Below are 25,320 nucleotides of genomic sequence, written 5' to 3'. Positions count from 1 at the left end.
TACTCTTAGGCTAACAATCTGTCCCCCGGGTTAATTGATGGGTTACTCCTTACGGAGCAGACTAACTGCAGCATAAATCCAGGCAAAATGATTTGCTGAATCAGGAGGTTAATAATGAATGCTGGCCAAAATCCAGCCCGAAACTGGAACACACGCCGCAGCGAAAAAGCGCGCCGTGTCGCTTCCCTTTCGGTGCAGGGGAAAGTCATTCCCACTGACGGTCTGGTGGACGCACTGGAAAAACTGATTGCCCCAGGCGACCGCGTGGTACTGGAAGGTAACAACCAGAAGCAGGCCGATTTTCTCTCCCGTATGCTTGCTGAAGTGAGCCCGGCAAAAGTGCACGATCTGCATATGATCATGCCAAGCGTCGGTCGCAGCGAGCATCTCGACATCTTCGAAAAAGGCATTGCCCGCAAGCTCGATTTCTCCTTCTCCGGCCCGCAGAGCCTGCGCATTTCGCAACTGTTGCAGGACGGTCAACTCGAAATCGGCGCCATCCACACCTATATCGAACTTTACTCCCGCCTTTACGTCGATCTCTGCCCCAACGTGGCACTGATTGCCGGGTATAAAGCCGACCGCAAAGGCAACCTCTATACCGGGCCAAGTACCGAAGACACCCCGGCGCTGGTTGAGGCCGCCGCCTTCCGCGACGGGATCGTTATCGCGCAGGTTAACGAAATCGTCGATGACGAATGTGACCTGCCGCGCGTCGATATTCCGGGCTCGTGGATTGATTACGTGGTCGTCGCCGACAAGCCGTTCTTTATCGAACCGCTGTTCACCCGCGACCCGCGCCTCATCAAGCAGGAGCATATCCTGATGGCGATGATGGCAATTAAAGGCATCTACGCCGAACATCAGGTGCAGTCCCTGAACCACGGCATCGGCTTCAACACTGCCGCCATCGAGCTGCTGCTGCCGACCTACGGCGAACAGCTTGGCCTGAAAGGCAAAATCTGTAAGCACTGGACGCTCAACCCGCATCCAACGCTTATCCCTGCCATTGAAAGCGGCTGGGTGGAAAGCGTGCACTGCTTCGGCGGCGAGCTGGGAATGGAAGAGTACATCCGCGCCCGTCCGGACATTTTCTTCACCGGTGCCGACGGCTCCATGCGCTCCAACCGTGCCTTCTGCCAGCTGGCAGGCCAGTACGCGGTGGACATGTTCATCGGCTCTACCTTGCAGATTGATGGGCTTGCTAACTCCTCTACCGTGACACGCGGTCGTCTGTCCGGCTTCGGCGGCGCGCCGAATATGGGTCACGATCCGCACGGTCGCCGTCACGCAACCCCTGCCTGGCTGAACATGATCACCGAGCCAGACCCAATGCAGCGCGGTAAAAAACTCGTCGTGCAAATGGTCGAAACCTTCCAGGCTGGCGTGAAGCCAAGCTTTGTCGAGCAGCTGGACGCCGTTGAAGTGGCGAAATCCTCCGGGATGCCGCTGGCGCCGGTGATGATTTACGGCGACGACGTCACTCACGTATTGACCGAAGAAGGCATCGCCTACCTCTATCGCAGTGAAAGTCTTGAAGAGCGTCGAGCAATGGTTGCTGCCGTCGCCGGGATCACCGATATCGGCCTTGGCGTGGATGCCAAACGCGTCGCTGAGCTGCGCAAAAGCGGCAAAGTGGTCTACCCGGAAGACATGGGCATCCGCCGTTCTGACGCCACCCGTTCCCTGCTCGCCGCAGGCAGCGTGGCGGATCTGGTCGAATGGTCCGACGGTCTTTACAACCCACCTGCGAAATTCCGGAGCTGGTAATGAAACTCCTGTCACAGACTCATGCCGAGGTGCAGGCAGAAAGGCTGGCGTTCATCGCCCGCGACTGCCTGATCGACGAAGCGCGATTAAGCCCGAAGCCGGGTCTGGTGGACAGCCGGGGAAACGGTGCCCATCACGACCTCTCTTTGGCGCTGATGGAGCGCTCGGCACACAGCCTGACCCCAACGTTTCTGCAACTGGCCAAGCAAAGCTGGCTGCGTCCCACCGACATCGCCCTGCGCGAAACCGTCGGTCGTTTAGGGCGCGAAGGCGAACAGCAGATGATGGCCGCCACCCATGGCGTGAATACCCATCGCGGCGCCATCTGGGCACTCGGCTTACTGGTCAGCGCCGTGGCGATGCATGGCGGTAACGCAGGCGCACAGCAGATTGCACAATCCGCTGCCCTGCTCGCCCGCCTGCCGGACGGCGCTGCGCCGAAGACCTTCAGTAAAGGGCTGAAAGCCACGCATCAGTACCGGGTGCCGGGTGCACGTGAAGAGGCGCAACAGGCGTTTCCGCACGTGATGCAGCTCGCGTTACCGCAGCTGTTACGCAGCCGCGCAATGGGTGCGAACGAGAGCGAAGCCCGCCTTGATGCACTGATGGCGATCATGACCTCGCTCAGCGACACCTGCGTACTTTCGCGAGCGGGCATGCCCGGTCTGGAAGCGATGCAGGCCGGAGCCCGCACGGTGCTGAATGCAGGCGGTTGCGCCACGGCACAAGGCCGCGAAGCGCTCGCTGAACTCGATGCTCAGATGCTCGAACTTAATGCTTCGCCCGGTGGTGCCGCGGATCTTCTCGCCGCCACGCTGTTTCTTGACAGGGTCAGCCAGCCCGCGTCTTGCTCAATTTAAAGAGGATGTTATGGAACACATTACATTGTCATTTCCTGCCAGCCGCACCTTCAGCGGTAAAGCACTGGCAGGCGTCGTAGGCTCCGGTGATATGGAAGTGCTGTTCACCGCAGCCGCCGGGGAAACCCTCAGTATTGATATCACCACCTCCGTGGACAACAGCACCCGCCGCTGGAATGCGCTGTTCGATCGCCTGAATCTGATCAACGGCCTGCCAGCGGGCAAGCTGATCATTCACGACTTCGGCGCAACCCCTGGCGTGGCGCGCATTCGTATCGAACAGGTATTTGAAGAGGTGGCTCATGCGTAACGATCGCAGCTTTATCGAATTACGGGCCCGCGAACGTGCCCATGCGCTGCTGGACGAAGGCAGCTACCGTGAATTGCTCGGCCCGTTCGAAGGCATTATGTCGCCATGGCTCGCACCGCAGGGCGTTGTGCCGCAGTCCGACGACGGCATGGTGGTCGCTCGCGGCACCATCAACGGCCAGTCCGCGGTGGTGATTGCCATCGAAGGCACCTTCCAGGGCGGCAGCATGGGCGAAGTCTCCGGTGCCAAAATGGCAGCCGCGCTCGAACTGGCGGCAGAAGATAACCGCAACGGCATTCCCACCCAGGCCGTGCTGAGCCTTGAAACCGGCGGCGTGCGCCTGCAGGAAGCCAACCTCGGCCTGGCAGCCATTGCCGATATCCACGCCGCGATTGTCGATCTGCGTCGCTATACCCCTGTAGTCGGCATCGTGACCGGTACCGTTGGCTGCTTCGGCGGAATGTCTATTGCCGCCGCCCTTTGTAGCTACCTGATTGTTACCCGCGAAGCGCGCCTTGGCCTCAACGGCCCGCAGGTTATTGAGCAGGAAGCCGGGATCGAAGAGTACGACTCCCGCGATCGCCCATTCATCTGGAGCATGACCGGCGGTGAAATCCGTTACGCAAGTGGCCTGGTCGATGCGCTGGTCGATGACGGCGTTAACGCGGTGAAAACCGCCATGAACGACGCTATCGCCAAAGGCGTTCCGGCACAAAACCGCAGCGACAAATATGCCGACTTCCTGACCCGTCTGAGCAACTTTGACACCCGTCAGCAGGCCGATACCGCGCAGATTAAACAGCTTTTCGCCGGGGAGGTGAAATGATGACTCAGTCCAATAGCCGTGGAGCCTTGTGGCTGGAAAAACTGGCGCCAAATGCGCCGCGCATGACTGGCCTGTGCCCTTCAGTACGGGTCGCCGACGGTGAACTGAACAATGAGGCCGTACGCTTCATCGCCGTCGTACCCGATGCCAATAACCACTATCCGCGCGCCGCGAAAGGCGAAGTGGGCCTGCTGGAAGGCTGGACGCTGGCAAAAGTGGTGAATGAAACCATCGATGCCGACGCGAACAGCGACGTGAAGCGCCCAATTGTGGCGGTGATCGACGTTCCAAGCCAGGCCTATGGTCGCCGTGAAGAAGCGTTCGGCATTCACCAGGCGCTCGCCGGTGCCGCCGGTGCCTATGCGAAAGCGCGCCTGGCGGGCCATCCGGTGATCGGTCTTATCGTCGGCAAGGCGATGTCCGGGGCGTTTCTGGCGCACGGTTATCAGGCTAATCGCCTGATTGCTATCAACGATAAAGGCGTACTGGTGCATGCGATGGGCAAAGAATCCGCCGCGCGTATCACCCTGCGTACCGTCGACGCGCTGGAAAAGCTGGCAGCGACCATTCCGCCAATGGCCTATGACGTCAGCAACTACGCCACCCTCGGCCTGCTCTCCGACCTGCTGAACCTCAGCAACCCGGACGCGCCGTCCGATGCTGACCTGGCGCTGGTAGAGCTCACCGTGCAGAAGGCAATTTCCGATGCACGTAAAGACCCAAGCCTGAAAAATCGTCTCGGCGCGGAAAATCGCCGCAGCTCTGCCCTGGTACGCGAACGGATGCGCGCCAGCTGGTAACGGGCAACCTCAGAAGTACGTAAAAAAAGACCTGCCGAAAGCGGCAACCGTCGGGCGCAGCATAGCGCCCACGGCAAGCCGCTTTTAGAAAATTATAAACATCGCAAATGTTCTCTATTTTTCTTACTACAGGTGATCTATGACTTATGTAATTGTTCATGCCCTTGCGCCGATTTTTCTGATCATGCTGCTGGGCTTCTGGGCCGGCAAAGCCAAAATGGTCGACAACAAAAACGTGTCGCTGCTCAATATCTTCGTAATGGACTTTGCCCTGCCCGCCGCGCTGTTCAGCGCCACCGTGCAGACCCCATGGGCAGGTATTGTCGCCCAGTCACCGCTGATTGTGGTGCTGACCGGCGCAATGTGGATCACCTATGCGGCGATCTACTTCCTGGCTACCAGCGTATTTAAAAAATCCCCGCAGGATGCTGCCGTGCTGACCCTCACCGTGGCGCTGCCGAACTATGCCGCGCTTGGCCTGCCGATTCTCGGTAGCGTGCTGGGTGAAAGCTCCGCGACGTCTCTTTCCGTCGCCGTCTCCATCGCCTGCGGCTCCGTGCTGATGACGCCGTTCTGCCTGCTGATTCTGGAGCGTGAAAAAGCACGCGCTGCCGGTGAAAACAGCGGTTCTACGCTGGCGATGCTGCCGGTGCTGATGTGGCGTTCGCTGAAGAAACCTATCGTGATGGGCCCGCTGCTCGGCGTGATCCTCTCGGCGATTGGTATCAAAATGCCGGATCTGGTGCTGGCTGCTATCAAGCCGCTGGGCCTGTCGGCAACCGCCGCCGCGCTGTTCCTGACCGGTGTGATTCTGTCAGCCCGTAAGCTGCAGCTGAACGCCATGGTGAGCATTGCGACCATCACCAAGCTGCTGATCCAGCCGTTTATCGCCTGGGCTATCGTTCTGGCTTTCGGCCTGCACGGCTCCGTGGCGATCACCGCTATCCTGATGATTGCGCTGTCCGCGGGCTTCTTCGGCGTGGTGTTTGGTAACCGCTTTGGCGTACAGTCGCCGGATGCCGAAGCCGTGCTGCTGTTGAGCTCCGTTCTGTGTATCCTGTCGTTACCGCTGTTCATCACTTTAACTTCAGGTATCTGATATGACATTCACCTCGCGCCCTCACGATTTGCTGTGGCTGAAAAGCCGCGACGCCCTGCTCAACGTTGAGGAGGCGTGGGTGGCCAGCCAGTGGCAACCGGGCCTGCCCGTGGTCGTACGGCGCGACGTGAATGACAGCGGCGATATTCCGGTAGGCGTGCGCGGCATGAAGCGCGAACAGCGCGCGGCCGGATGGGTTAAAGCAGAGTCCGTTTCCCGCGTCATCACACCGGAAGCACTGGCCGAACGCCAGCACCTGCTGCACTCGCCGTTTGTTTCCCAGCCGCCTGTTCAGGCGGCTATTTTGCTGACCACCTTTGCGTGGCCGTGGCTCTGGGGCATTACCGGCAGTACGGCCTATGCCCTTGCCACCGAAATTCCCGTGCTGCACGCCGACAGCGATCTCGATTTACTGATTCGCGCTCCTGAACCGCTGACCAATGACGAATTGCGGCAGTGGCAGGCGCAAGTGGATAAGCTGCCGTGCCGCGCCGACACCCAGATTGAAACGCCCTTTGGCGCATTTGCGCTCAACGAATGGCTGCGCGAAGGACGCGTTCTGCTGAAAACCGCCACCGGACCGCAGCTCACCGCGACGCCGTGGCACAGGGAGTCATAATGAAAATCCTCTTTACCTTTCCCGGCCAGGGCACCCAACGTCCGGGAATGCTGCAAAATCTTCCCGACGGTGAGGCCATTCTTGCCGAAGTCCACGCCGTACTTGGCGATGAAGCCTACCAGCTCGACACAGCCGATGCGCTGAAGCACACCCGCGCGGTGCAGCTTTGTTTGCTTATTGCGGGCGTGGCGTGGGCTAACGAGCTTATTCGCCACGAAGTCAAACCGGATATCGTCAGCGGCCTGTCGATTGGCGCTTACCCTGCGGCGGTAGTGGCTGGCGCGCTGGATTTTCGCGACGCGCTGCGGCTGGTCGCCCTGCGCGGTGATTTAATGGAACAGGCGTATCCGCACGGTTACGGCCTGACGGCTATTGTTGGCCTCACGCTGAATCAGGTTGAAAAGCTGATGGCGGAAAGCGGAACTTACATCGCCAACCTCAATGCCGAAACGCAGATAGTGATTGCCGGTCGGGATGAGGATATGGCGGAGGTTGCGAGAAAAGCATTGGCCGCCGGAGCCAGCAAGGCGACCCGGCTTGCGGTAAGCGTACCCTCACATTGTGCCTTGCTGGATAAACCGGCGGCAGAATTAGCTCAGGCGTTTGAATCCGTGACGTTGTCACGCCCATCACGTGCGTATCTTAGCGGATCAACCGGTCGTGTACTGTGGGAACCGCAGAAAATTGCCGTGGACTTAGCCTTCAACATGGCGCGCACCGTACAGTGGCAGGATGCGATGGTTTCCGCCAATCAGCGCGATGCACGGCTGGCGATTGAGATGCCGCCCGGTAGCGTGCTGACCGGGCTAACGCACCTCGCAGGCTGGCAGGGCGATGCCATCTGTATGGAGCGTAACAGCGTTGAAGTGGCACAGCACCTGGCGAAACGCCTCAGCCGTTGAGGCTTCGGGCGTACATCCGCCCTTCCGCCGCCAGCGCCAGTAAATCCTGATCGCGCTCGCGGTGGTGTGAATAGACAATCGAAATCAGCTGGCGCATCTGGTACGGCTCCGCCAGCTTTAAAAGCTGAACATCATTCTCGTACACTTTCTTCATGCGGCCCGGGATGAGCGCAAAGCCGACTCCCGCCTGCACCAGGCTTATCATCGAGAAGATATCATTTACGCGGGTGACGATTTCCGGCTCAAAGCCAGCAATCTGAAATGCTTCCTGAAAACCTGCGTAGGTGGCGAACCCTTCCGCAAGCGAGACGAACTTGCGGTCGCCGTAATCGCGCAGATCGGCCGCCTGTGAGGTATTCAGTTTGACGCTGGCGGGTGCGGCAAGAAAAATATCGTCATGGAACAGCGGGATAACATCAAATTTTGACCCGGCGAATTCACCTTCATTGGTGGAAATCAGAATCGCATCCAGCGCGTCGTCTTCCAGCATATCCAGCAGCATCTGGTTGGAGCCCATGGTCAAATCCAGCTCCAGCGATGGTCGGCGCAGCTTCATGCCCATGATGATTTTCGGCACCGTCTCCAGCGTGAGCGAATAGAGCGTACCGATGCGTAGCCGACCCCGGCCCACGCCCGCTACCTTGCGGGTCTCCTCCAGTCCTTTACTCATCAGGCTTATGACATCCTGACAGTACTCCAGCAGCGTCCATGCTGCCGGAAGCGGCAGTAAATTACGCCCTTTATGAATAAACAGCGGGCAGCCAACGCCCTCTTCCAGCGTATGCAGCGCCCGGTGAACGCTGACGCTGCTGAGTTCCAGCGCTTCCGCCGTACGGGCAATATTGCCTTTACTCATAAACATCATAAAGACGCTGAGTTTACGAAAGGTAATGTCCTGATTGATATCGTCTTTCATCGCTGTCCGTTTCTCCCGGGCTGAAGGCAGTCATTATACCTGCTTTTCGTGATGACCCGTTGAAACGATCTCGCGACTGGATTATTTCAGCATCAATGATATTGATGGCTTTCCATCAGCCAGTTTTTAAAGATATCGCTGCGCAGCGTGCGCAATAGATCAATGGCACCGGAACAGCCTATCTTTTTAATCAGCGTCTGGCGTGTCTGATAAACGGTTTTGATATGCAGATTGAGGTATTCCCCCATCTCCGCCATTTTTTTACCTTCTTTTATCAGGTCAATAAGCCGCCGTTCCCTGGCGGTCAATAAAACAGGCTTTTTTGATTCCAAAGGTTTATCCGCAAGATAACTAATGGAAATAACGAAGTTTTGTAGCTCGTGTACCGTCACCCTTTTAGGTAGCTGATAAAAAGGAGCCGTATTAAGAAAATTAAATGATGTTCCTTCCGTGAGCAGCACAATACGGTTTTTAGTCAGATCGTAATTATGCTTTAACACATCGGTGTAGTGATGTTCCGTTAAAAAGACATATCGTAAACCAGTATTATCAAACTTAATTTTTTGCAGAATGTTCTCTAAACCCATTCTGAGATAGTTATCCGTCAGCCAGATATCGGCGTGATCGTGCTGTGTGTAGTCTTCACCGCGCATCATTCACATCGCCTTTTTCAGGAAGCAGAGATCGTAAGACCAGTGATATCACAGGCCCGTCAAATAGGTGAAATACGGTTTAAAACAGAAAAAGAATGTGTTAAATATCATCCATAGTATGGCCAACGACAATTTCAATCGTTTTGCGAATCACGTCGGCCTGTACCACATCTTCCGTTGATTCCAGGCGGCGAATCAGCGCCAGCATAATATTTTTATTATTAATACTCTCCCCGGCGATAATCACATTACGAATTGCAGCACCCAGCGCTACAGATTCTTCAGCCAGAATATCACCGGCGTGGCGAAAATAATCAGATAACGCGTTATCGGCCAGAGCACTATAAATATCAGGTTGTTGAATCATTGCTGTATTCATCTGTTTCACCATTATGAAATGAAATCGCTTGTTAGTGGATTTTGCCTTTGCCCGACGCAGACATCCCGTCCACCATCATTTGCGCACTCTCCTTATGCTGACGTTTTGTTGTGGGCGTTTCCTGCTCACACTTATCTGTCATCACTGCTTCGATATAAGCGACAATCAGCGGAAGGGCTCCGCGTCTGCGGGGATCCCGCTCTACGGCCTGCATGTTACGTAGCTCTGTAAGTAGAGCCATTGAGCTCACCGGCGCCTTGCGTTTCAGCAGAGACAGCACTGCCTCGCCGATCAGTTCATCTGTGAGTTGTTCAATGTCGCTTCTGTTCATCACTAACGTCTCTGCTTGCCGTACAACCTGACGATCAGCGCTCGAACAGCAGCCCAATCAGGGCATTATAGTGGCCTTCCTCTTCCGGGCAGGAAGCCTGGTCGAGCCGGCGCAGTAATTTGGTGCACAGCGATTTACGGTTGAGGTTGCGGCCATCGTTCAGAATTTCCACCACAATCTGCCCCAGCGTTTCCTGTTGAGTCGGCATATTGGCCTTAGTGAAATACTGTGCAATCGTGGTAGCGGTATCCGGGATGTAACCATTCTGCTGCATATGTCGCTCCTGTACGAATCAGTAAAAGGGTTAAAAGTTCGTTATTCAAACTTAGAAAAATTGTACATAAAATTTGTACAAGTGCGTTATTGATTTTTAGCAAAAAGTGCTAATCCAATAATTTCAGTTTGTTATAAACATTAAACAGGACCAGCACTTAAATTTATCCGTACATCAACCACCTAAAACCCTGTACAAAAACTGAGACAAATTTCACCCGGTCTGTACAACGCCGTTTTGCTGTAAAATGTTTGTTAATTTAATGTGTTATATAACAAGACATCCTGCTGCCTATCTGCCAGGATTAAGTTTCTTCTTCTCTAAGTGAAAAATCATGCTCACCACCATTATTTACCGCAGCCACTTTTGCGATGACGTCCCCGTTAAAGCGCTCGAGAGCATGGTTGCTGCCGCCAGTATCAAAAATCGCGATGCGGACGTGACCGGCATCCTTCTCTTCAACGGCACCCATTTCTTCCAGCTGCTCGAAGGGCCGGAAGAGAAGGTAAAGGCGATTTATCAGACGATTTGCGAGGATCGCCGCCACTACAACGTGGTGGAACTGCTGTGCGACTACGCCCCGTCCCGCCGCTTCGGCAAAGTAGGCATGGAGCTCTTCGATTTGCGGGAGCACGACCGTGATGAGGTATTGCAGACTATTCTCGACAAGGGTACCTCGAAATATCAGCTCACCTTTAATGACCGGGCCCTGCAGTTCTTCAGAACCTTCGTTGAGGCGACGGAAAAAGAGAACTACTTTGAGATCCCGGTCGATAACGGCTGGGCGTTTATTCCACAGGGTAACGCCCGACGCGTCGATCCGCAGGCCGCAATGCAGCTTGCAGAGTGCGGATTTGCCTTTCAGCCCATTATCGACCCGCTCTCTCAGGAGATCGTTTCGCTGGAAGCCCTGTTGCGCACCGCCTCCGGTGATTCGCCAAAAGCTTTTTTTGCCGCCCTGAGCGGCGACGCTGTTTATGAAGCCGATCTCAGAAGCAAGCATGCGGCTTTTGCACTGGCCTCGGCGCTCGATCTGCATGAACAGACCATCAGCGTAAACCTGTTGCCAATGACGCTGGTGAAGATTCCCAATGCCGTTCCGACTCTGCTGCAGGCTATTGAGCTAAACGGCCTGGTGCCTGAGCAAATCATCGTCGAATTCACCGAAAGCGAGGTGATTTCCCAGTTTGACGCCTTTACCCAGGCGGTGCGTTCTCTGAAAGCTGCCGGGATAAGCGTTGCCATTGACCACTTCGGAGCAGGGTTTGCCGGACTTTTGCTGCTGGCCCAGTTCCAGCCAGATCGCATCAAAATCAGCCGTGACCTGATTCGCGACGTACACAAAAGCGGCCCGCGCCAGGCTATCGTGCAGGCGATTATCAAATGTTGTGCATCGCTCGAGATCGCCGTTTCCGCCGTTGGCGTCGAGAAAGCGGAAGAGTGGATGTGGCTTGAGTCGGCCGGCATCTTCCAGTTCCAGGGCCACCTGTTTGCCGAGCCTTGCTTCTGCGGGATCCCGCCTGTCGCCTGGCCGGAAAAGAAAAGCCTGTTGTAATTTCCCACAGAAGAACCCGCTCGCAGTCAGCAGTTCACGCGAGCGGGGTACTCACCTTTTGATTTCCCCCTAATCGTAATTTCAGATTTTGTTCACCTTTTGTTAAGGATTTTGTTGCTACCCTTAGGATGAGCTGCTGTACAATAAATAATAAATTGTACAAGCCAGTCTGATTCGTTAGTTTAGGCACGGACGTATCGGTATTCGTATGAGGGAAACTATGGCCTTTTACAGCATCGGCGATGTCGCCGAACGATGCGGTATCAACCCCGTGACTCTGCGCGCCTGGCAGCGACGCTACGGTTTACTCAAACCCCAGCGCAGCGAAGGTGGGCACCGGCAGTTCGATGAGGAAGATATTCAGCGCATCGAAGAGATCAAACGCTGGATTAAAAACGGCGTGCCGGTCGGCAAGGTCAAGGCGCTACTTGAAGAGAGTAAAGTCGCCGCGCGTGACGACTGGGGCACGCTGCAGGAAGAGATGATGGCGGCGCTGCGTTCAGCCCACCCGGCAAAGTTACGAGCCAAAATCGTGGCGTTAAGCCGTGAGTACCGCGCAGACGATCTCATCGACCATGTCTTCATCCCTACCCGCCAGCGCCTGAGCCTTGATCACAATACCGCCCGCATCATGTGCAGCATGCTGGATGGCGTACTGATTGAGTTTGTCGCCATCAATCTCGCGGAATTGCGCAAGAAAGCCGGGAAAGACGCCCTGCTGATCGGCTGGGATACCGAAGACAGAACGCGGCTGTGGCTTGAAGCCTGGCGCCTTTCTCAGCAGGGCTGGCACATTGCCGTGCTGGCCGAGCCGCTCGATTCCCCGCGCCCGGAGCTGTTTCCCGGGCAGCAGCTTATCGTCTGGACAGGAATCACCCCTACCCGCCGCCAGCAAGAGCTTTTACAGCACTGGCATGAGCAGGGCTACTCGCTTATTTTTCACCAGCCCTGAACCAGGGTCGGGAGTGAAGCACGCACGGAGAGAAGCATGCACCGCAGGATGAATATCGTCGTTTTATCGGCACTGGTTGCCGCCCCGACAGCGGGCTTCGCCGCCCCACTAAACTATCTCTATACCTCCTCCGGCGAACTGGCAGAGCACCGCACACTCCTGGAACGCCCGGACATTCAAGGTGTACAAATCGTCTATTCATGGAAACAGCTGGAAACGGCCAAAGGCGTTTACGACTTTTCGGCAATTGAACAGGATCTTGCGCAAACGGACACGCTGCATAAAAAGCTGTTCATCCAGATCCAGGACCGTTTTTTCGAAGCTCAGGCACGCAACATTCCCGCCTACCTGCAAACGCCAGCCTACGGCGGTGGCTTAGTGGCGCAGACCGATAATCCCGGCGAAAACAAAGCCCCCGCACAAGGCTGGGTGGCGATGCAGTGGAACGCGCAGGTTCGTGAGCGTTACCAGCAGCTGTTAACGGCGCTGGCGGCGAAATTCGATGGCAAAGTAGCGGGCATCAACCTGCCGGAAACGGCAATTGATATCGACATGAAAGACCCAAAAAGCGGCTTCACCTGCGATCGTTATTTCAACGCCACTCTCGACAACATCCGCTTTGCCCGCCAGGCCTTCACCCGCTCGCACGTGGTGCAATACGTGAATTTCTGGCCGTGCGAATGGAACAACGACAAACGGTATATGTCGCGCCTGTTTGCTACCGCAGAAAAAAATCACATCGGCCTGGGTGGCCCGGATATCGTGCCGAACAAGCAGGCACAGATGAAAAATGCCTATCCGTTTTTCCATCAATACAAGGGCAAGCTGAGCCTTGTAGCAATGGCGGTCCAGGAGCCGACGCTCAGCTACACCAACCCGAAAACCTGAAAGAAATTCACTCGTGAGGCGTTCACACAGTTTGCCGACGATTATCTGGGGGCAGACATCATTTTCTGGAGCACGCAGTCTCCATGGCTCAAGCCGCCACGCGCGGCGTTTTAAGCCCGTCCGTACTCTGCAACCTCTGTCATCTGCAAGACGCCAAAGCCCACCTGCGACATTTCAGGTTAGTTGCAGGCTCCGCGTTGTAGGGGCATGATGCCCCACTGTTCCGCTACTTCAATTGTTTAGCCAGGAAACTTGCCAGCCGGCAACAATCCGCTATATGAGTAACATTGAGGAAAGCTCATGTAATACCGGCCGAAGCCATTCTGCCGGTATTACATGTTTCAGAAGGAAAAGAGCGATCAGAAGTGATAAACCATGCCGGCTGCGGTGACGTTAGCGCTGCTTAGCTCATGCGCTCTCACGGCATCCGATCCGCCGTTCAGCCGGTTAATTTTATGGTCGACATACAGGGTAAAATGCTCGTTGAGATCGTAAAACAGCGCCAGATCGAGATATTTAACCCTGTTGAAGCGAGAATGCTCCGGCGTGTACGCCACGGACTGGAGCCACGCGATGGACGGGCGGAACCCGGACTCAAACTGATACTGTCCGACAATCTCAAGATTTTTTGTTTTCTGCACCACCGCGCCATCATCAAGCGCCGTCATATTGTGCGTTTCCCCCCAGCTCACCGCCAAATAGCGTGTCGAATCATCATATTTCAGCGATGTGGCCCAGGCTTCAGCATTTTCGCTCTGATTCTGCGTCAGCCTTTTTTGCTCATCAGTGCGCCCTGAGCGGGTATATGCCGCAGCAACGGAGAGCCCATATTCCGTTTCATAGCTGACGGAATACCCCAAACCCTCACCGTTTTGCCGCATGAGCTCTCGCGAGCCCGCATTCTGGCCCTGGTACTGTATCGCAAAATCAATCCCCTCAACTTTCCCCAGCGCATCCGAAACCCGCAACGTCAGCAAATTACTGGCGCGCCCGGCCATGAAATTATCCACTTCGGTATAGGTATCATTGCCAAAGACCGGCAGGACGTCGGTCCAGGCTGCTGTGTCATAAAGCAGACCTTCGTTGCGGCCATAGTCCAGTGAGAGTCCGGACTCCCCTTTCACTCCGGCATACGCCAGCCAGACTGAAGAATCATTATTTTCCTCAACGGTATTACCCTGAACGTTATATTCGAAAAGACCATATCCTGACAGACGGTCAGAGAGAGGCCGCTCACCCAACAGGCTAAAGCGGGCATAGGTTTCATCCCCCTTTTCATCAGGATCTGAAGAGAATTGATGGTAGCCGTTTATCTCTCCAGTAAATTCAATACGCGTCTTTTCTTTATTGAAAACTTCCACAGCATAAAGCTCACACGGCGAAAGGATCAGGGATAAAAGCGCAGCAGGTTTCACTGCACTTCCTTTACGGATAATTGCAGACATCTGAGTTTCCTTTTGTAAGACTCAATATGGCCCGATGAGACAGGATGCGGCATACCGCGGCCTCTTCGCCGGGCAGACTGTTCAGAGCAGGATCAACCGGCCTGCGTCAGCAGGTCGCCGAGGAATAGCCAGGCAAAACCGAAGTAAATAAGCACACCCAGCAGGTCCATAATGGAGGTAATCAACGGTGAAGAGAGCGTGGCCGGGTCGGTGCCAATACGACGAGCGATAAACGGCAGCAGCGCACCAATAACGCCGCCGAGGATCGTGCAGACCATCATGCTGAGGCCCACAACCAGCATGACATCAACGCCAACGCCTTTAGAGAATTGCGCCAAAACCACCTCGAGCAAGGCGATGACAATCCCGAGCACCAGCACAACCGGTAATTCCCGGCGGACAACAAGCCAGACGTAGCGCCACTTCATTTTGATATCGCCAAGCGCCATACCGCGAATGACCAGCGTGGCAGACTGGCTGCCGGTGTTGCCGCCCATATCGATCACCGGCGCGAGAAAGGCCGCCAGAATGACGATTTCTGCCAGGATCTCTTCCTGTGCCGCCACGAAGTTGCTGGTGATAACCCCAAAAACCGTCAACAGCGCCAGCCAGAAAACCCTGACGCGAAACATCTGGTGAAAAGGCGATGTCATGATGTCGAGGTCGCTTTTTCCGCCCAGCGTCGTGCCCCCGAAACGGGCCAGCTGGCGGGCATCCTGCTCTTTTTCAATGTCCATAGCATCGTCTATGGTCAGGATACCGAGCATCTTCCCCTCATGACTCAGTACCGGAAGCGCCAAAAGATCGTAATGACGGATGAGCTCTGCCGCCTGCTCTTTCGGCCAGTCAACCTTCGCGGAGACTGGATTGAGGCGCATGATCTCGTTCACCGTTTGCTCATCTCTGGCAATGACCAGTTCCCGAAGCGAAAGGGTTCCGCTCAGCCCGCCCTGATAATCCAGGACGTAGATAACGTAGATAGTCTCCTTTTCTGAGGCCGTCGCGCGAATATGCTTCAGGGCTTGTGCAACGCTCATTTCCGCCGATACGGTGACAAAGTCAGAGGTCATTTCTGCACCGGCAGTCCCTTCGGGATGCACGGACATACGCAGCATATCTTCACGCTGCGATTTCGGCAGCGCAGACAGCAGATCCCGGCGTACGCGATCGTTCATCCGGTTATAAATATCGGCCCGGACGTCGGAGGGCAGATGTTCAAATAGAGCAGTCATGACATCACGTGACATAGCGCGTAACAGGGCATCCTGACGCTCTTCGGAGAAATGACTAAACACCATCGCCCGGTTATGCGTTCCTAAATGGCCTAACAGCGGTAATATCTGACTGACGTTGAGCTCGTTCAGGATGTCTGCTAAATCGGCAGGGTGCAGATTTTTAATTTTCTGGGAAATATCATGCAACGTCGATGGGTGTGATGCGTTACGAAGCTGGGCGACGAGTAATGCTTTGTTCATGTTCGTTCCTTCCACCCGTTTCCGGGCGCAGTATTACAGGTGTTATTCACCGGCCTGAGGCAATATCGGTGCTGGAAAGCATTCCAGATGCTCTCCATCAGCGAAATAGCGGGGAGGGTTCAGAACGATTAACGGATTCTGTTTACCCTCCTGCCCCACAAACCGGCATTACAAATAAATGCAGATTGTTTTTGTGGTTATTAGTAAAACTCTCGGGGTCCATTATTTTCTCATTCAGGTTAATTTGAATCCGGGGTAAGTCACCGGACAGCTTATCAGGCCATGGGATGCTGACCTCGGCCTGGAATCTAACAAACGAACCCTGAATGAAACCTAAACGGTTCGCGGCGCAATGATGTGTTAATTCTCGGGCTGAATATTCTTAGCCAGCAAATCAGCTGAAAGCCGGACAGAGAAAGGCTCTGGCCAATATGTTAATTTATCCCGGGAAAATTCCGTGAATAATGTTCGTCGGCGTAAAGCTGTTGTGAGTTGATTTTCTCAGGCGTATTTTTTTAATACCACCGTCATCGTTCTTATCAGAGTGTGTATGAAAAAATATCTTTTAACGTCGCTGGTCGCATTAACCCTGAACGTCATGGCAGAAGAAGCGCCGCACTGGAGTTATGAAGGCAAAGCCGGGCCGCAAAACTGGGGTGAACTAAGCGATACCTACAGCACCTGCAAAACGGGTAAATTCCAGTCGCCGATTGATATTCGCAATGCCCTGCCGTCTGCGCTGCCGCCTTTATCCCTTATTTTCCACACGGCCGCTGAAAAAATCGTGAATAACGGACACACCCTTCAGGTCACCGTCAATGACGAAGATGATTTTCCGCTGGATAACGATACATTTAAGCTGAAGCAGTACCATTTCCACAGCCCGAGCGAAAACCTGATAAACGGCAAACAGTATCCGCTTGAGGCGCATTTTGTGCATGCGAATGAGAAAGGAGAGCTGGCGGTTGTCGCCGTCATGTTTGAAACAGGAAAAGAAAACCCGGCATTAAAACCGATTCTCGACAGTATGCCCCTGACACCCGACCACGTCGCTTCTCTGGAAAAACAGCTGAATATTAGCGAGCTCTTTCCTGCCGACAGGCACTATTACCGCTTCAGTGGTTCACTGACCACGCCTCCCTGCACCGAAGGGCTTCGCTGGCAACAGTATCACTCTGTCACCGGAGCAGCTCGTCAAATTTCAACGGGCGCTACAGCACAGCAATAATCGCCCTGTCCAGCCTTTACATGGGCGGATAGTTGTTGACTGATGCATGATGCGTCTGACCTCTCAAGCAAAACGGAGTCCGCTGACTCCGTTTTTTCATCATCTCGCGAAACCCGGCTTTAATTAAAACCAACGTGAATGAATGAGAGTTAAATATACATTAACGCAATCAATGGAGCAGATTTTAAAATCTGTTTAGCGCTGCTATAGCACATACCATTATCGTCATTAATCCAGGATAAATCCCGCATTTTATATAATGATATTTACAATTTGATTTCGTATATTAATCAGGCAGTGCAAGCATATACCACTGCATAAGAGTCAAAACATAAGATCAATACATGTGTTTTTCATGCTGCCGTCATCACTGACGGCTTTTTTTTAATTACTCCTGGCTGGCCATTAAATGACCGTACGGCAACACTTCCCAGACCTTATCGACCCCCAGCTTTCGGCAAGCACTTTTTCGATTATGGTAAACGGTCTTCTGATTGATGCCGCTTTCTCTGGCGATGTCCTGAACGCTGGTCCCTTTCATCGACTCAAGCAAAACATAGGTTTCTTTATAACTCAACGCATTGCGATATGGTGAACGCCGGGAGCGCTCGGTGATGACTTTTAGCACGCTGGTCCTGAGCTCATCCAACGGCACCCGGGCGTTAATAACCCACGATGAAGAATACAAAACACGAAAATTAATTTCCCTGAGCTTGTCATTATTCAGAAATACAACTTTTATATCGCGTGAATAGTGCGCCAGCGTCTGAAGGATTGCATGAAAAGAAAGATGTGTATCAATCAGCACCACATCCCCCGCCATAATTCCTGCATACGCCGGATGATCATACTCATGCACGGGCATAAACTCGACTAACAGCGGATATAATGCAGAGATCATCCCCTGTTTGAGAAACATATTCTCAGTAAATACATAAATCATTTCCACCCTCGATAGCAGTGCGTTCACCGCTCGTTAATTTTTTACCGTTTTATATCCTGAATACAGGGCCGCATTCCGTCAGGATGCCGAAGGAACGGGGTTAAGCTGCAATCATTTAAGCCGGCTGACACTCTGTTGTTGGAGGGTTATATCTGGTTTCGGAGGCGTAATTAAGTCACATTCGGGGATTTCGTACATGACTGCCAGGACGATTTAAGAATTCATACCAATCAGAAAGACATTTTCCCGGCCAAACGGTTCAATAGCCACTCTCAGGAATGATGCCCTCGCGCTCTGCGTCTGCGTTGCCCTGAATTATGTTCAGCGTCCCTGAACACTTTATTTTGATTGTTACATTTACGTTGAAAGCAACGGCAGCATGTAGCGGTTGTACTGACAGAAATTGAATTTAAGTAGGAATACGATATGGTTATGCGCCCTGCAACACTTATTCTGATGGATGGAAAAAACATTCACCAGCAAGTGTCTTTGACACCAAAAAGTTCTGCTACGCCGAAAAAAATAAAGGCCATTCATAATGGCAAGTTTATTCTGGCGGACAAAGAAACGGGATTAGCACCCGAAAACATTACGGTAAAACGCGTAGGTAAAGACCTGTATGTTTGCCTTGAAGGCGATACGCCCGATCATCCGACTATCATCATCGAGGATTACTTCCAGCAGGACGCTGAGCTCATCGGCATGGCGGAAGATCGCACCTATCATCCGTACATTTCATCCGAAGGCGACAACAGCAGCGCTGTCGCAGCGATGCTTGAAGATGGTGAAACGTCACCACTGGTACTCAGTACTGACGAGCAGTCGAACCACGATTTCTTCGGCCTGTTTGCCGCGCTGGGCATTTTTGGCGCCTCTTTCGCCACTCTGGGCGCGCTGGCCTTAGGCAAGAGCCATTCAGGCAAAAACAAGCATACCGACGCTGACACTTCCCCAGCTCAGCCGTCAGAGAACCCGCATACTCCAGCGGAAGTCACTACCCCTAAATTAGGTCTGGTCATTGATAACCAGGGCTCCCTGCAGGGCGAGATCCTCAAGGGTACCGCTACCGACGACAACACCCCGACATTCTCCGGCAACGGCGGCACGCCAGGTAACACCGTCATTATCTATGACAACGGCAAACAAATCGGTCAAACCATCGTCGACAAAGACGGCCGCTGGTCGTTTACGCCTGAGCAGCCGTTAGCCGACGGCTCCCACAACGTTACGCTGGTTGAAAAAGCGGCCGACGGTACCACCAGCGCCCCTTCCGCTGGCTTCGATTTCACCGTTGATACCGTGGCACCCGCCACGCCATCCATTACCGGTATCTATGACGACGCAGGTAACCAGACTGGCTGGCTTCAGTCAGGCGACAGCACCGATGATCTTCAGCCAACCCTACAGGGGCGCGCTGAAGCAGGATCCGTCGTTACGATCTTCGATAACGGTAAAAAAATAGGTGAAACCCGTGCCGATGCTAACGGTAACTGGTCCTTTTACCCCTGCGGTTGAATTAAGCGAAGGCGACCACAGCTTCACCGTACGAGCAACGGACAGCGCGGGTAACACTTCAGCTCCGTCCAAAGGCTGGGACCTGACCGTGGACGTTCTGCCACCGTCTGAAGGCCCGGAGGAGCGTATTCCGGACCCGATTGGCGAAATTATTGATGATAAAGGACCTGTCACCGGCCCCATCAACAGCGGCGATACCACCGACGACACCACTCCTACCCTGAACGGCAAAGGCGAGCCGGGCGATACCGTTATCGTGATTGATAACGGCGAAGTCATTGGCGAAACCACCGTCGACGAAGACGGCAACTGGACGTTTACGCCGGAAACCGATCTGGGCGAAGGCGATCACGAAATCAGCGTCATTATCAAGGATCAGGACGGTAACGAAACCGACCCATCCGACCCATGGGTTGTTATTGTCGACGCCACCGCGCCGGACGCACCGGTTATCGGCAGTATTCTGGACGACGTGGGCGCGATTCAGGGTAGCCTGAACAACGGTGACAGCACCGATGACACCCGTCCGACGCTTAACGGTACTGCCGAAGCGGGTTCTGTTGTCACTATCTATGACAACGGTCAGAAGATCGGTGAAACCACCGCTGACGGCCAGGGCAACTGGAGCTTCACGCCGGAAAGCGATCTGAGCGAAGGCGAGCACAGCCTGACCGCCACCGCTACCGATGCCGCGGGCAACACCTCTGCGCCATCTGAAACCTGGATCGTGGAGATTGTCGATACCACCGCACCGGACGCACCAGTCATTGGTGGCGTATTCGATGACGTTGGCGTAAAAACCGGCAATCTGGCCAACGGTGACACCACTGATGATACCCGTCCGACCCTGAGCGGCACGGCAGAAGCGGGCTCGGTGGTCACTGTTTATGACAACGGTCAGAAGCTGGGCGAAGCCACTGCTGATGAAAACGGCAACTGGTCATTTACGCCGGAGACCGATCTGAGCGAAGGCGAGCACAGCCTGACCGTCACCGCGACTGATACGGCAGGCAACACCTCTGAGCCTTCTGCTCCGTGGGAGCTGGTGATCGATACCACCGCACCAACACAGCCGGTTATCGACGGCAGCGGCGATAGCATCAGCGGCGCGATTGACGATAAAGGTCCGATCATCGGCCCAATTGAAAACGGCGGCACCACCGACGACGACACCCCGACCTTTAACGGTAAGGGTCAGCCGGGTAGCTATTAGCACCCGGCGCGATGTCCGCCGCCGACAGGTACAGGGTCACGAACCCGCCGCCCGGACGGTAAATGGTCACTGGCTGCTGCTGATTGCTAGGCGTATAGGAGTTTATCAGGAACTCATTGCTGACGGCTTCGCCCTGTGGATTATAAATACGCCCCCAGGCTCCCCATCCTGACTGGTCAAGGCCAGAATTGTCGTTAGAATCCCAGGTCACAACAAAGTTACCATTAGCAAGTTTCGCAATGTTAGGTGTTCCCTGTGTGCCATTAGTCGTTTGGTTTACCCGAATTTCCTCGCTGTAAGTGTGTGTTTTCGTATCATAAATACGGAAATAGGCATCACCACTGGTGGTATTTTTAGCGTATGTAACAACAACCAGCCCGTTATCCAGTGAAGTCACCCCAGCGCTAGACGCAGGTTCTGCCCCGCCCCAGTCTATGCTAGTGACCTGCATCTGGCTTCCCGCAACCTGCTGACCTTGAGCAGTATACTGAGCACTGCAAATCTGCCATGTTCCGCCATTACTTGCCTGCCAGACCAGCATGTAGCCACCGTCCTCCAGAGCGGTCATTACCGGGTTATGACTGTATTTCAGGTCCGCTTGCGAAATGATTTGCTCATCGCCTAACGTAACCACCCCGCTGATCTGTCCATTTTGATCGTAAGTGTAACCATAGTGCTGAGTACGGATGAAGTCGCCCGCCCCTTCCTTGCTGTGGTAACTCACAACAAACGAACCGTCGCTCAGGGTGATAACATCCGGTTTGCCCTGGAAATTCGCGGTAACGCTATTATTAACCCGGAATTCATCTCCGACAGGCATACCGGTGGCATCGAAGACCTGCGCCATCACGTCAAAATTACCCGTCTGGTAACTTTGCCAGACCACAACGAACCCACCGCCTGGCAGTGAGGTCGTTGATGAATTCGACTGCTCGTTGGTCGTTGTCCGGTTGACCTGGAACTCAGAATAGAAGCTGGCATCAATATCAATTGTGACCCCTTCAATACCGAATTTATTGCCATCGATCTGATCGCTTTGCCAGGTGATGAAGACATCGCCATTGTCCAGCACAGCGGCATCGATAATATTAAGCAAATCAACATCATTCCAGCCAGCCCCCTGATTTCCCAGAGTAGTAGGATTGACCAGAAACTCATGGCCTACCTTATTGCTGTTAGCATCAAAGCGCTGGGCGTAAATGGCTGAACCATCGCCATCACCGCCGTCCGAGCCCCAAATCAGCATATAGCCGCCGTCATCCAGCGCCACGCCAACCGGTTTGTACTGATTACCGCCACGGAATTCGTTGACGATAAAATCGCCGGTACTTTTCGCGCCGAACATGCCGGTTTGCGGATCAAAGGTGTAGTGAATGGCACGGACATCCAGGCCAGAACTCTGTGAGTCATTCGAATCCCAGAACACCACAAAGCTGCCGTCCTTCAGCGCAATGGCATCCGGGAAGTTCTGGTTTTTATCCTGAGTGGTGTTCAGCGTCAGGATCGGCCCCGCCGTTTTGCCGTCAATAGTGCGCATCTGACCAAACACGCCATTGCCGTTGCTGTCGTTGCTGTTCCAGACGGTCAGATACCAACCGGCAGAAGGACCGCTCTCAAACAGCACCATCTCCGAACCACCGGCATTACGGTTAGCCGGACCGACGACAAACTCGTTTCCGACAGGATTATCATTAGCATCATAGATACGCTGTACCGTCGAACCACCGTCCTGGTCGCTATACCAGGAAATGATGTAGCCGCCGTCCGGCAGGCCAAGTGTCGATGTCATACGCTGGGCGCCCGCCGTAGTCTGGTTAACCAGAAACTCATCGGTCTGCGCAGCACCGTTGGCATCATAACGACGAGCCATCACGCCATCTGCATTATTATCCGGCTGGGTGTTGTAGCTCTCCCAGGCAATGACAAAGCCACCGTCCGCCAGTGCCGTCACCGTCGGGCTGTCCTGATTATTGAGGTTGCGCTGGTTAACGAACTGTTCGGTACCTATTTTGTGGGTGCCGGTTGAGTCCATCAGCTGCATTACGACATCATAGCCAGTCGCAACATTCTGCTGCCAGACCACCAGCAGATTGCCATTGGCCAGTTTGGTCACCTGCGGGTTGCTTTGATCGCCCATAACCGTGGTGTTGATCTGCTGGCCTGCTGCCTGGCTGGCACCAATATCATAGCCCCCCACTGCATCCTGAGTCGTCACGGTTACAGAATAGCCTGCGCTCGGCGCCGTGGCATTTCCAGCAGCGTCTACTGCAACAGCGGTAAAGGTATTCATGCCGTAGTTCAGCATTCCGCTGACGTGCAACGACCAGTTGCCGTGGCTGTCAACTCGCACACGCCCAACCTCACGCTGACCGCTCGCTTCGGTGACGTAAACCACCACCTCTTCACCCGCAGGCCCGGTACCACTGATAGTTGGCGATTGATCGTCGGTACGTCCACCGGCAGCGACGTTGCCCGTCACGGTGCCGACATCATCGTACACGCCGGTAATGTGCAGGTTAGAGGCGTCCGGCGGCGTCAGATCCAGATTCAGCTCAAAGGCTGGCGTCAGCAGGCTTGGAGAATGGGTGCCATTCAGCGCCTGGGCCTGCAGGGAATGCAGCCCTTCAGAAAGCTCAGTTTCCGGTGTGAACGCCCAGCGCCCCTGCGCATCCGCAGTGACTTCGCCAATGACAGTGCCGTTGTCGTAGATACGAATAGTATCGCCCGCCTGGGCCTGACCGTGCAGCGTTGGCGTCGTATCGTCGGTCTGCGCACCGCTCAGCAGAATCCCCTGAATCGCGCCGACATCATCGGTTACGCCGCTAATCACAGGTGCTGGCGTACGATCTTCACCGAACAGCAGCGTAAAGTTATCGCTGACGGTGCTCTGGTTGCCCGCCTGATCGCGGGCCATGGCATTGAACTGATGCTCACCGTCACCCAGCTCTGCCGCTGGCGTAAAGCTCCAGCTACCGTTGACATCAGCAGTGGTTGTACCCAACAGCTGTTCGCCATTGTAGACAAACACGGTAACGCCCGCTTCCGCTTTTCCGTGCAGCGTCGGCGTGCGATCGTCCGTCAGATCGCCTGATGCCAGGCTCTCCTGCACAGGGCCAACGTTATCGTCTGCGGAGAGAATAACCGGCACAGCAGGCGGAATGGTGTCGATGGTGATTTTATAGGCCGAAGATGCCAGGCCGGTATTGCCGGAGAAGTCCATGGCTTTTGCGGTCAGCGTGTAATCGCCGTCCGGGAAGGTGAACGGTGAAGAGAACGTCCAGTTGCCTGACGCATCGGCAAAGCTGGTGCCAATCAGGGTCTTGCCGTTGTAAATCGCAATCATGCTGAACGCTTCACCGCGGCCGTTAATGACCGGAGTGTTGTCGCTGGTATGCTGGTTGGTGCCAACCAGTTCACCGCCAGCCTGATCGTTGATCACGCTGTCGATGATGGCACGGGAAGGGGCAACGGAGTCGACGATCAGGACGAAACCTTCGGAGGTTTCACCGCTGGTGGTATCCACCACCGTAAAGACGTGGCCGCTCTCAGCCAGACGCTCTTCCGGCATAAAGCTCCAGTTACCCTGCGCATCGGCCTGAACCTGACCAATCACCACGCCGCTATCGAGAACGTTGAGGATAGCGCCCGCGCTGGCGGTCCCTTGCAGAACGGCCAGTTTGTCATCCGTTACGCTACCGGAAGCCAGAGAGCCCGTCCGGGTGCCTAACTGGTCGATTGCGTTGGTAATTTTCGGCGCTTCGGAGACGGTCATCGCCGCCATCATCACCATCGGTGCCGCTGGCTGAGCCGCGTTTTCTGCAAGCTGAGGTTCGGCAACAGCAGGAGCCGGGTCAGCAGAGAACAGCGCGTTGCTAAGCATGCTTACCGCTTGCGGCTGTGGCAGTTCAGCGGCGGCATCAACAGGCTGAGCCTCAAACGCGATCGCCCCCTGCTGCGAATAATCCTGTGCAGCAACGATGCGCACTACATCAGCGTCCGGTCGGGCCAGGTAAAGCTGGCCATTGCCGGAGAAAAACTGTTCGATATTCAGAGAACCGTTCCATTTCGCCGCATCACGGGAGGTGATAACCAGGTTATCCCCCACGCGTTCTGCCTGCAGGATATCCTCAATAACACGACCGTCGGCCTGGTGGATAACATAAACACTGGAGGAGGCGTACAGCAGATTTTGTGCCGGATTCGCCTGGCTGGCATCCAGAGAATAACTCTGAATGAGTGACTCATCAGTGATAACGGAGAAGTAGAGAGAACTGTCAGTAATGTTTTTCATTTAAATACATATCATCAGATAATAAATAAAGGAGCTTCTAAGATGGCCCGCAAAATGAATCGCCACGGGTTTAACA

General features: G+C 54.5%; 23 protein-coding genes. 14 read left to right on the top strand and 9 right to left on the bottom strand.

The features are described from left to right. Positions 1 to 114 precede the first annotated feature (114 nt). The 8 genes from mdcA to mdcH all read left to right on the top strand — a co-directional run bounded on the left by mdcA (position 115) and on the right by mdcH (position 7,186). Positions 115 to 1,770: a malonate decarboxylase subunit alpha gene (gene mdcA / locus AB1287_RS21350; protein ID WP_435619027.1), complete on the top strand. Its 1,656-nt coding sequence runs from the start codon at positions 115 to 117 to the stop codon at positions 1,768 to 1,770. Continuing rightward, positions 1,770 to 2,630, top strand: coding sequence for a triphosphoribosyl-dephospho-CoA synthase (locus AB1287_RS21345; RefSeq protein ID WP_435619026.1), 861 nt, complete (start codon positions 1,770 to 1,772; stop codon positions 2,628 to 2,630). The genes mdcA and AB1287_RS21345 overlap by 1 nt, the downstream gene beginning before the upstream one ends. A 10-nt stretch (positions 2,631 to 2,640) precedes the next feature. Then, positions 2,641 to 2,940, top strand: coding sequence for a malonate decarboxylase acyl carrier protein (gene mdcC, locus AB1287_RS21340; RefSeq protein WP_041145768.1), 300 nt, complete (start codon positions 2,641 to 2,643; stop codon positions 2,938 to 2,940). After that, positions 2,933 to 3,766 carry a biotin-independent malonate decarboxylase subunit beta gene (locus AB1287_RS21335; protein ID WP_435619025.1) on the top strand — a complete coding sequence of 278 codons (834 nt, stop codon included), beginning with the start codon at positions 2,933 to 2,935 and terminating at the stop codon, positions 3,764 to 3,766. The genes mdcC and AB1287_RS21335 overlap by 8 nt, the downstream gene beginning before the upstream one ends. Then, a complete protein-coding gene (gene mdcE / locus AB1287_RS21330; protein WP_312626497.1) occupies positions 3,766 to 4,566 on the top strand; it encodes a biotin-independent malonate decarboxylase subunit gamma in 801 nt (266 codons plus the stop codon). Before AB1287_RS21335 ends, mdcE begins: the two co-directional genes overlap by 1 nt. A 139-nt stretch (positions 4,567 to 4,705) precedes the next feature. Further along, positions 4,706 to 5,665, top strand: a complete 960-nt coding sequence (locus AB1287_RS21325; protein ID WP_312626338.1) for an AEC family transporter — start codon at positions 4,706 to 4,708, stop codon at positions 5,663 to 5,665. A 1-nt stretch (position 5,666) separates the two neighbouring features. Continuing rightward, positions 5,667 to 6,284, top strand: a complete 618-nt coding sequence (locus AB1287_RS21320) for a malonate decarboxylase holo-ACP synthase (RefSeq protein WP_312626337.1) — start codon at positions 5,667 to 5,669, stop codon at positions 6,282 to 6,284. After that, on the top strand, positions 6,284 to 7,186 hold the full coding sequence (gene mdcH / locus AB1287_RS21315) for a malonate decarboxylase subunit epsilon (RefSeq protein WP_435619024.1): 903 nt from the start codon (positions 6,284 to 6,286) through the stop codon (positions 7,184 to 7,186). The genes AB1287_RS21320 and mdcH overlap by 1 nt, the downstream gene beginning before the upstream one ends. Here mdcH and AB1287_RS21310 read toward each other — a convergent pair. From AB1287_RS21310 to ycgZ, 5 genes are all read right to left on the bottom strand, one after another. Beyond that, the gene (locus AB1287_RS21310; protein WP_435619023.1) at positions 7,176 to 8,102 is read right to left on the bottom strand and encodes a LysR family transcriptional regulator; all 927 of its coding nucleotides are present in this window, start codon (positions 8,100 to 8,102) and stop codon (positions 7,176 to 7,178) included. The genes mdcH and AB1287_RS21310 overlap by 11 nt on opposite strands. Before the next feature lie 92 nt (positions 8,103 to 8,194). Then, positions 8,195 to 8,758, bottom strand: a complete 564-nt coding sequence (locus AB1287_RS21305; RefSeq protein WP_312626334.1) for a LuxR family transcriptional regulator — start codon at positions 8,756 to 8,758, stop codon at positions 8,195 to 8,197. A 97-nt stretch (positions 8,759 to 8,855) separates the two neighbouring features. Further along, a complete protein-coding gene (locus AB1287_RS21300) occupies positions 8,856 to 9,122 on the bottom strand; it encodes a biofilm development regulator YmgB/AriR family protein (RefSeq protein WP_312626495.1) in 267 nt (88 codons plus the stop codon). 43 nt (positions 9,123 to 9,165) lie between these two features. Further along, on the bottom strand, positions 9,166 to 9,465 hold the full coding sequence (locus AB1287_RS21295; RefSeq protein WP_435619022.1) for a hypothetical protein: 300 nt from the start codon (positions 9,463 to 9,465) through the stop codon (positions 9,166 to 9,168). 34 nt (positions 9,466 to 9,499) lie between these two features. Continuing rightward, complete coding sequence (gene ycgZ, locus AB1287_RS21290; RefSeq protein WP_435619021.1) at positions 9,500 to 9,739, bottom strand: regulatory protein YcgZ; 240 nt, start codon at positions 9,737 to 9,739, stop codon at positions 9,500 to 9,502. 334 nt (positions 9,740 to 10,073) lie between these two features. On the opposite strand from ycgZ, the gene AB1287_RS21285 reads away from it, so the two are divergent. From AB1287_RS21285 to AB1287_RS21275, 3 genes are all read left to right on the top strand, one after another. Further along, positions 10,074 to 11,294 carry a diguanylate phosphodiesterase gene (locus AB1287_RS21285; protein ID WP_435619020.1) on the top strand — a complete coding sequence of 407 codons (1,221 nt, stop codon included), beginning with the start codon at positions 10,074 to 10,076 and terminating at the stop codon, positions 11,292 to 11,294. Positions 11,295 to 11,514: 220 nt separating this feature from the next. Continuing rightward, positions 11,515 to 12,246, top strand: a complete 732-nt coding sequence (locus AB1287_RS21280; RefSeq protein ID WP_312626327.1) for a MerR family transcriptional regulator — start codon at positions 11,515 to 11,517, stop codon at positions 12,244 to 12,246. Positions 12,247 to 12,282: 36 nt separating this feature from the next. Then, positions 12,283 to 13,134 (top strand): hypothetical protein, encoded by an 852-nt coding sequence (locus tag AB1287_RS21275; protein ID WP_435619019.1) that lies wholly within the window; start codon positions 12,283 to 12,285, stop codon positions 13,132 to 13,134. Positions 13,135 to 13,493: 359 nt separating this feature from the next. Here AB1287_RS21275 and AB1287_RS21270 read toward each other — a convergent pair whose 3' ends face one another. Next, positions 13,494 to 14,579 carry a porin gene (locus AB1287_RS21270; protein WP_435619018.1) on the bottom strand — a complete coding sequence of 362 codons (1,086 nt, stop codon included), beginning with the start codon at positions 14,577 to 14,579 and terminating at the stop codon, positions 13,494 to 13,496. A 92-nt stretch (positions 14,580 to 14,671) separates the two neighbouring features. After that, complete coding sequence (gene mgtE, locus AB1287_RS21265) at positions 14,672 to 16,054, bottom strand: magnesium transporter (RefSeq protein ID WP_435619017.1); 1,383 nt, start codon at positions 16,052 to 16,054, stop codon at positions 14,672 to 14,674. A 550-nt stretch (positions 16,055 to 16,604) separates the two neighbouring features. Here mgtE and AB1287_RS21260 point away from each other — a divergent pair. After that, entirely contained in the window at positions 16,605 to 17,282 is a 678-nt protein-coding gene (locus AB1287_RS21260) for a carbonic anhydrase (protein WP_435619016.1), read from the top strand. A 388-nt stretch (positions 17,283 to 17,670) separates the two neighbouring features. Here the strand turns inward: AB1287_RS21260 and AB1287_RS21255 are convergent, their stop codons facing one another. Continuing rightward, positions 17,671 to 18,225 carry a LuxR C-terminal-related transcriptional regulator gene (locus tag AB1287_RS21255; protein ID WP_435619015.1) on the bottom strand — a complete coding sequence of 185 codons (555 nt, stop codon included), beginning with the start codon at positions 18,223 to 18,225 and terminating at the stop codon, positions 17,671 to 17,673. Positions 18,226 to 18,714: 489 nt separating this feature from the next. On the opposite strand from AB1287_RS21255, the gene AB1287_RS21250 reads away from it, so the two are divergent. Beyond that, positions 18,715 to 19,740 carry an Ig-like domain-containing protein gene (locus AB1287_RS21250; protein WP_435619014.1) on the top strand — a complete coding sequence of 342 codons (1,026 nt, stop codon included), beginning with the start codon at positions 18,715 to 18,717 and terminating at the stop codon, positions 19,738 to 19,740. Next, positions 19,703 to 20,953 carry an Ig-like domain-containing protein gene (locus AB1287_RS21245; RefSeq protein WP_435619013.1) on the top strand — a complete coding sequence of 417 codons (1,251 nt, stop codon included), beginning with the start codon at positions 19,703 to 19,705 and terminating at the stop codon, positions 20,951 to 20,953. The genes AB1287_RS21250 and AB1287_RS21245 overlap by 38 nt, the downstream gene beginning before the upstream one ends. On the opposite strand, the gene AB1287_RS21240 is transcribed toward AB1287_RS21245, so the two are convergent. Beyond that, positions 20,922 to 25,244 (bottom strand): Ig-like domain-containing protein, encoded by a 4,323-nt coding sequence (locus AB1287_RS21240; protein ID WP_435619012.1) that lies wholly within the window; start codon positions 25,242 to 25,244, stop codon positions 20,922 to 20,924. The two genes, AB1287_RS21245 and AB1287_RS21240, sit on opposite strands and share 32 nt — an antisense overlap. Positions 25,245 to 25,320: the final 76 nt, after the last annotated feature.

Source organism: Scandinavium sp. UTDF21-P1B, assembly GCF_040750395.1.
GTDB lineage: Bacteria > Pseudomonadota > Gammaproteobacteria > Enterobacterales > Enterobacteriaceae > Scandinavium.
The sequence above is the reverse complement of the archived record's forward strand: the minus strand, read 5'-3'. Positions and strand labels throughout refer to the sequence as shown.

Coding starts and splice junctions, on each gene's coding strand:
- AB1287_RS21325 (WP_312626338.1), top strand. CDS start 4,706: ATGACTTATGTAATTGTTCATGCCCTTGCGCCGATTTTTCTGATCATG.
- AB1287_RS21345 (WP_435619026.1), top strand. CDS start 1,770: ATGAAACTCCTGTCACAGACTCATGCCGAGGTGCAGGCAGAAAGGCTG.
- AB1287_RS21305 (WP_312626334.1), bottom strand. CDS start 8,758: ATGATGCGCGGTGAAGACTACACACAGCACGATCACGCCGATATCTGG.
- AB1287_RS21275 (WP_435619019.1), top strand. CDS start 12,283: ATGCACCGCAGGATGAATATCGTCGTTTTATCGGCACTGGTTGCCGCC.
- AB1287_RS21320 (WP_312626337.1), top strand. CDS start 5,667: ATGACATTCACCTCGCGCCCTCACGATTTGCTGTGGCTGAAAAGCCGC.
- AB1287_RS21285 (WP_435619020.1), top strand. CDS start 10,074: ATGCTCACCACCATTATTTACCGCAGCCACTTTTGCGATGACGTCCCC.
- AB1287_RS21295 (WP_435619022.1), bottom strand. CDS start 9,465: ATGAACAGAAGCGACATTGAACAACTCACAGATGAACTGATCGGCGAG.
- AB1287_RS21300 (WP_312626495.1), bottom strand. CDS start 9,122: ATGATTCAACAACCTGATATTTATAGTGCTCTGGCCGATAACGCGTTA.
- mdcC (WP_041145768.1), top strand. CDS start 2,641: ATGGAACACATTACATTGTCATTTCCTGCCAGCCGCACCTTCAGCGGT.
- mgtE (WP_435619017.1), bottom strand. CDS start 16,054: ATGAACAAAGCATTACTCGTCGCCCAGCTTCGTAACGCATCACACCCA.
- AB1287_RS21280 (WP_312626327.1), top strand. CDS start 11,515: ATGGCCTTTTACAGCATCGGCGATGTCGCCGAACGATGCGGTATCAAC.
- AB1287_RS21335 (WP_435619025.1), top strand. CDS start 2,933: ATGCGTAACGATCGCAGCTTTATCGAATTACGGGCCCGCGAACGTGCC.
- AB1287_RS21245 (WP_435619013.1), top strand. CDS start 19,703: ATGCTAACGGTAACTGGTCCTTTTACCCCTGCGGTTGAATTAAGCGAA.
- ycgZ (WP_435619021.1), bottom strand. CDS start 9,739: ATGCAGCAGAATGGTTACATCCCGGATACCGCTACCACGATTGCACAG.
- mdcH (WP_435619024.1), top strand. CDS start 6,284: ATGAAAATCCTCTTTACCTTTCCCGGCCAGGGCACCCAACGTCCGGGA.
- AB1287_RS21255 (WP_435619015.1), bottom strand. CDS start 18,225: ATGATTTATGTATTTACTGAGAATATGTTTCTCAAACAGGGGATGATC.
- AB1287_RS21270 (WP_435619018.1), bottom strand. CDS start 14,579: ATGTCTGCAATTATCCGTAAAGGAAGTGCAGTGAAACCTGCTGCGCTT.
- AB1287_RS21240 (WP_435619012.1), bottom strand. CDS start 25,244: ATGAAAAACATTACTGACAGTTCTCTCTACTTCTCCGTTATCACTGAT.
- AB1287_RS21260 (WP_435619016.1), top strand. CDS start 16,605: ATGAAAAAATATCTTTTAACGTCGCTGGTCGCATTAACCCTGAACGTC.
- AB1287_RS21310 (WP_435619023.1), bottom strand. CDS start 8,102: ATGAAAGACGATATCAATCAGGACATTACCTTTCGTAAACTCAGCGTC.
- mdcA (WP_435619027.1), top strand. CDS start 115: ATGAATGCTGGCCAAAATCCAGCCCGAAACTGGAACACACGCCGCAGC.
- mdcE (WP_312626497.1), top strand. CDS start 3,766: ATGACTCAGTCCAATAGCCGTGGAGCCTTGTGGCTGGAAAAACTGGCG.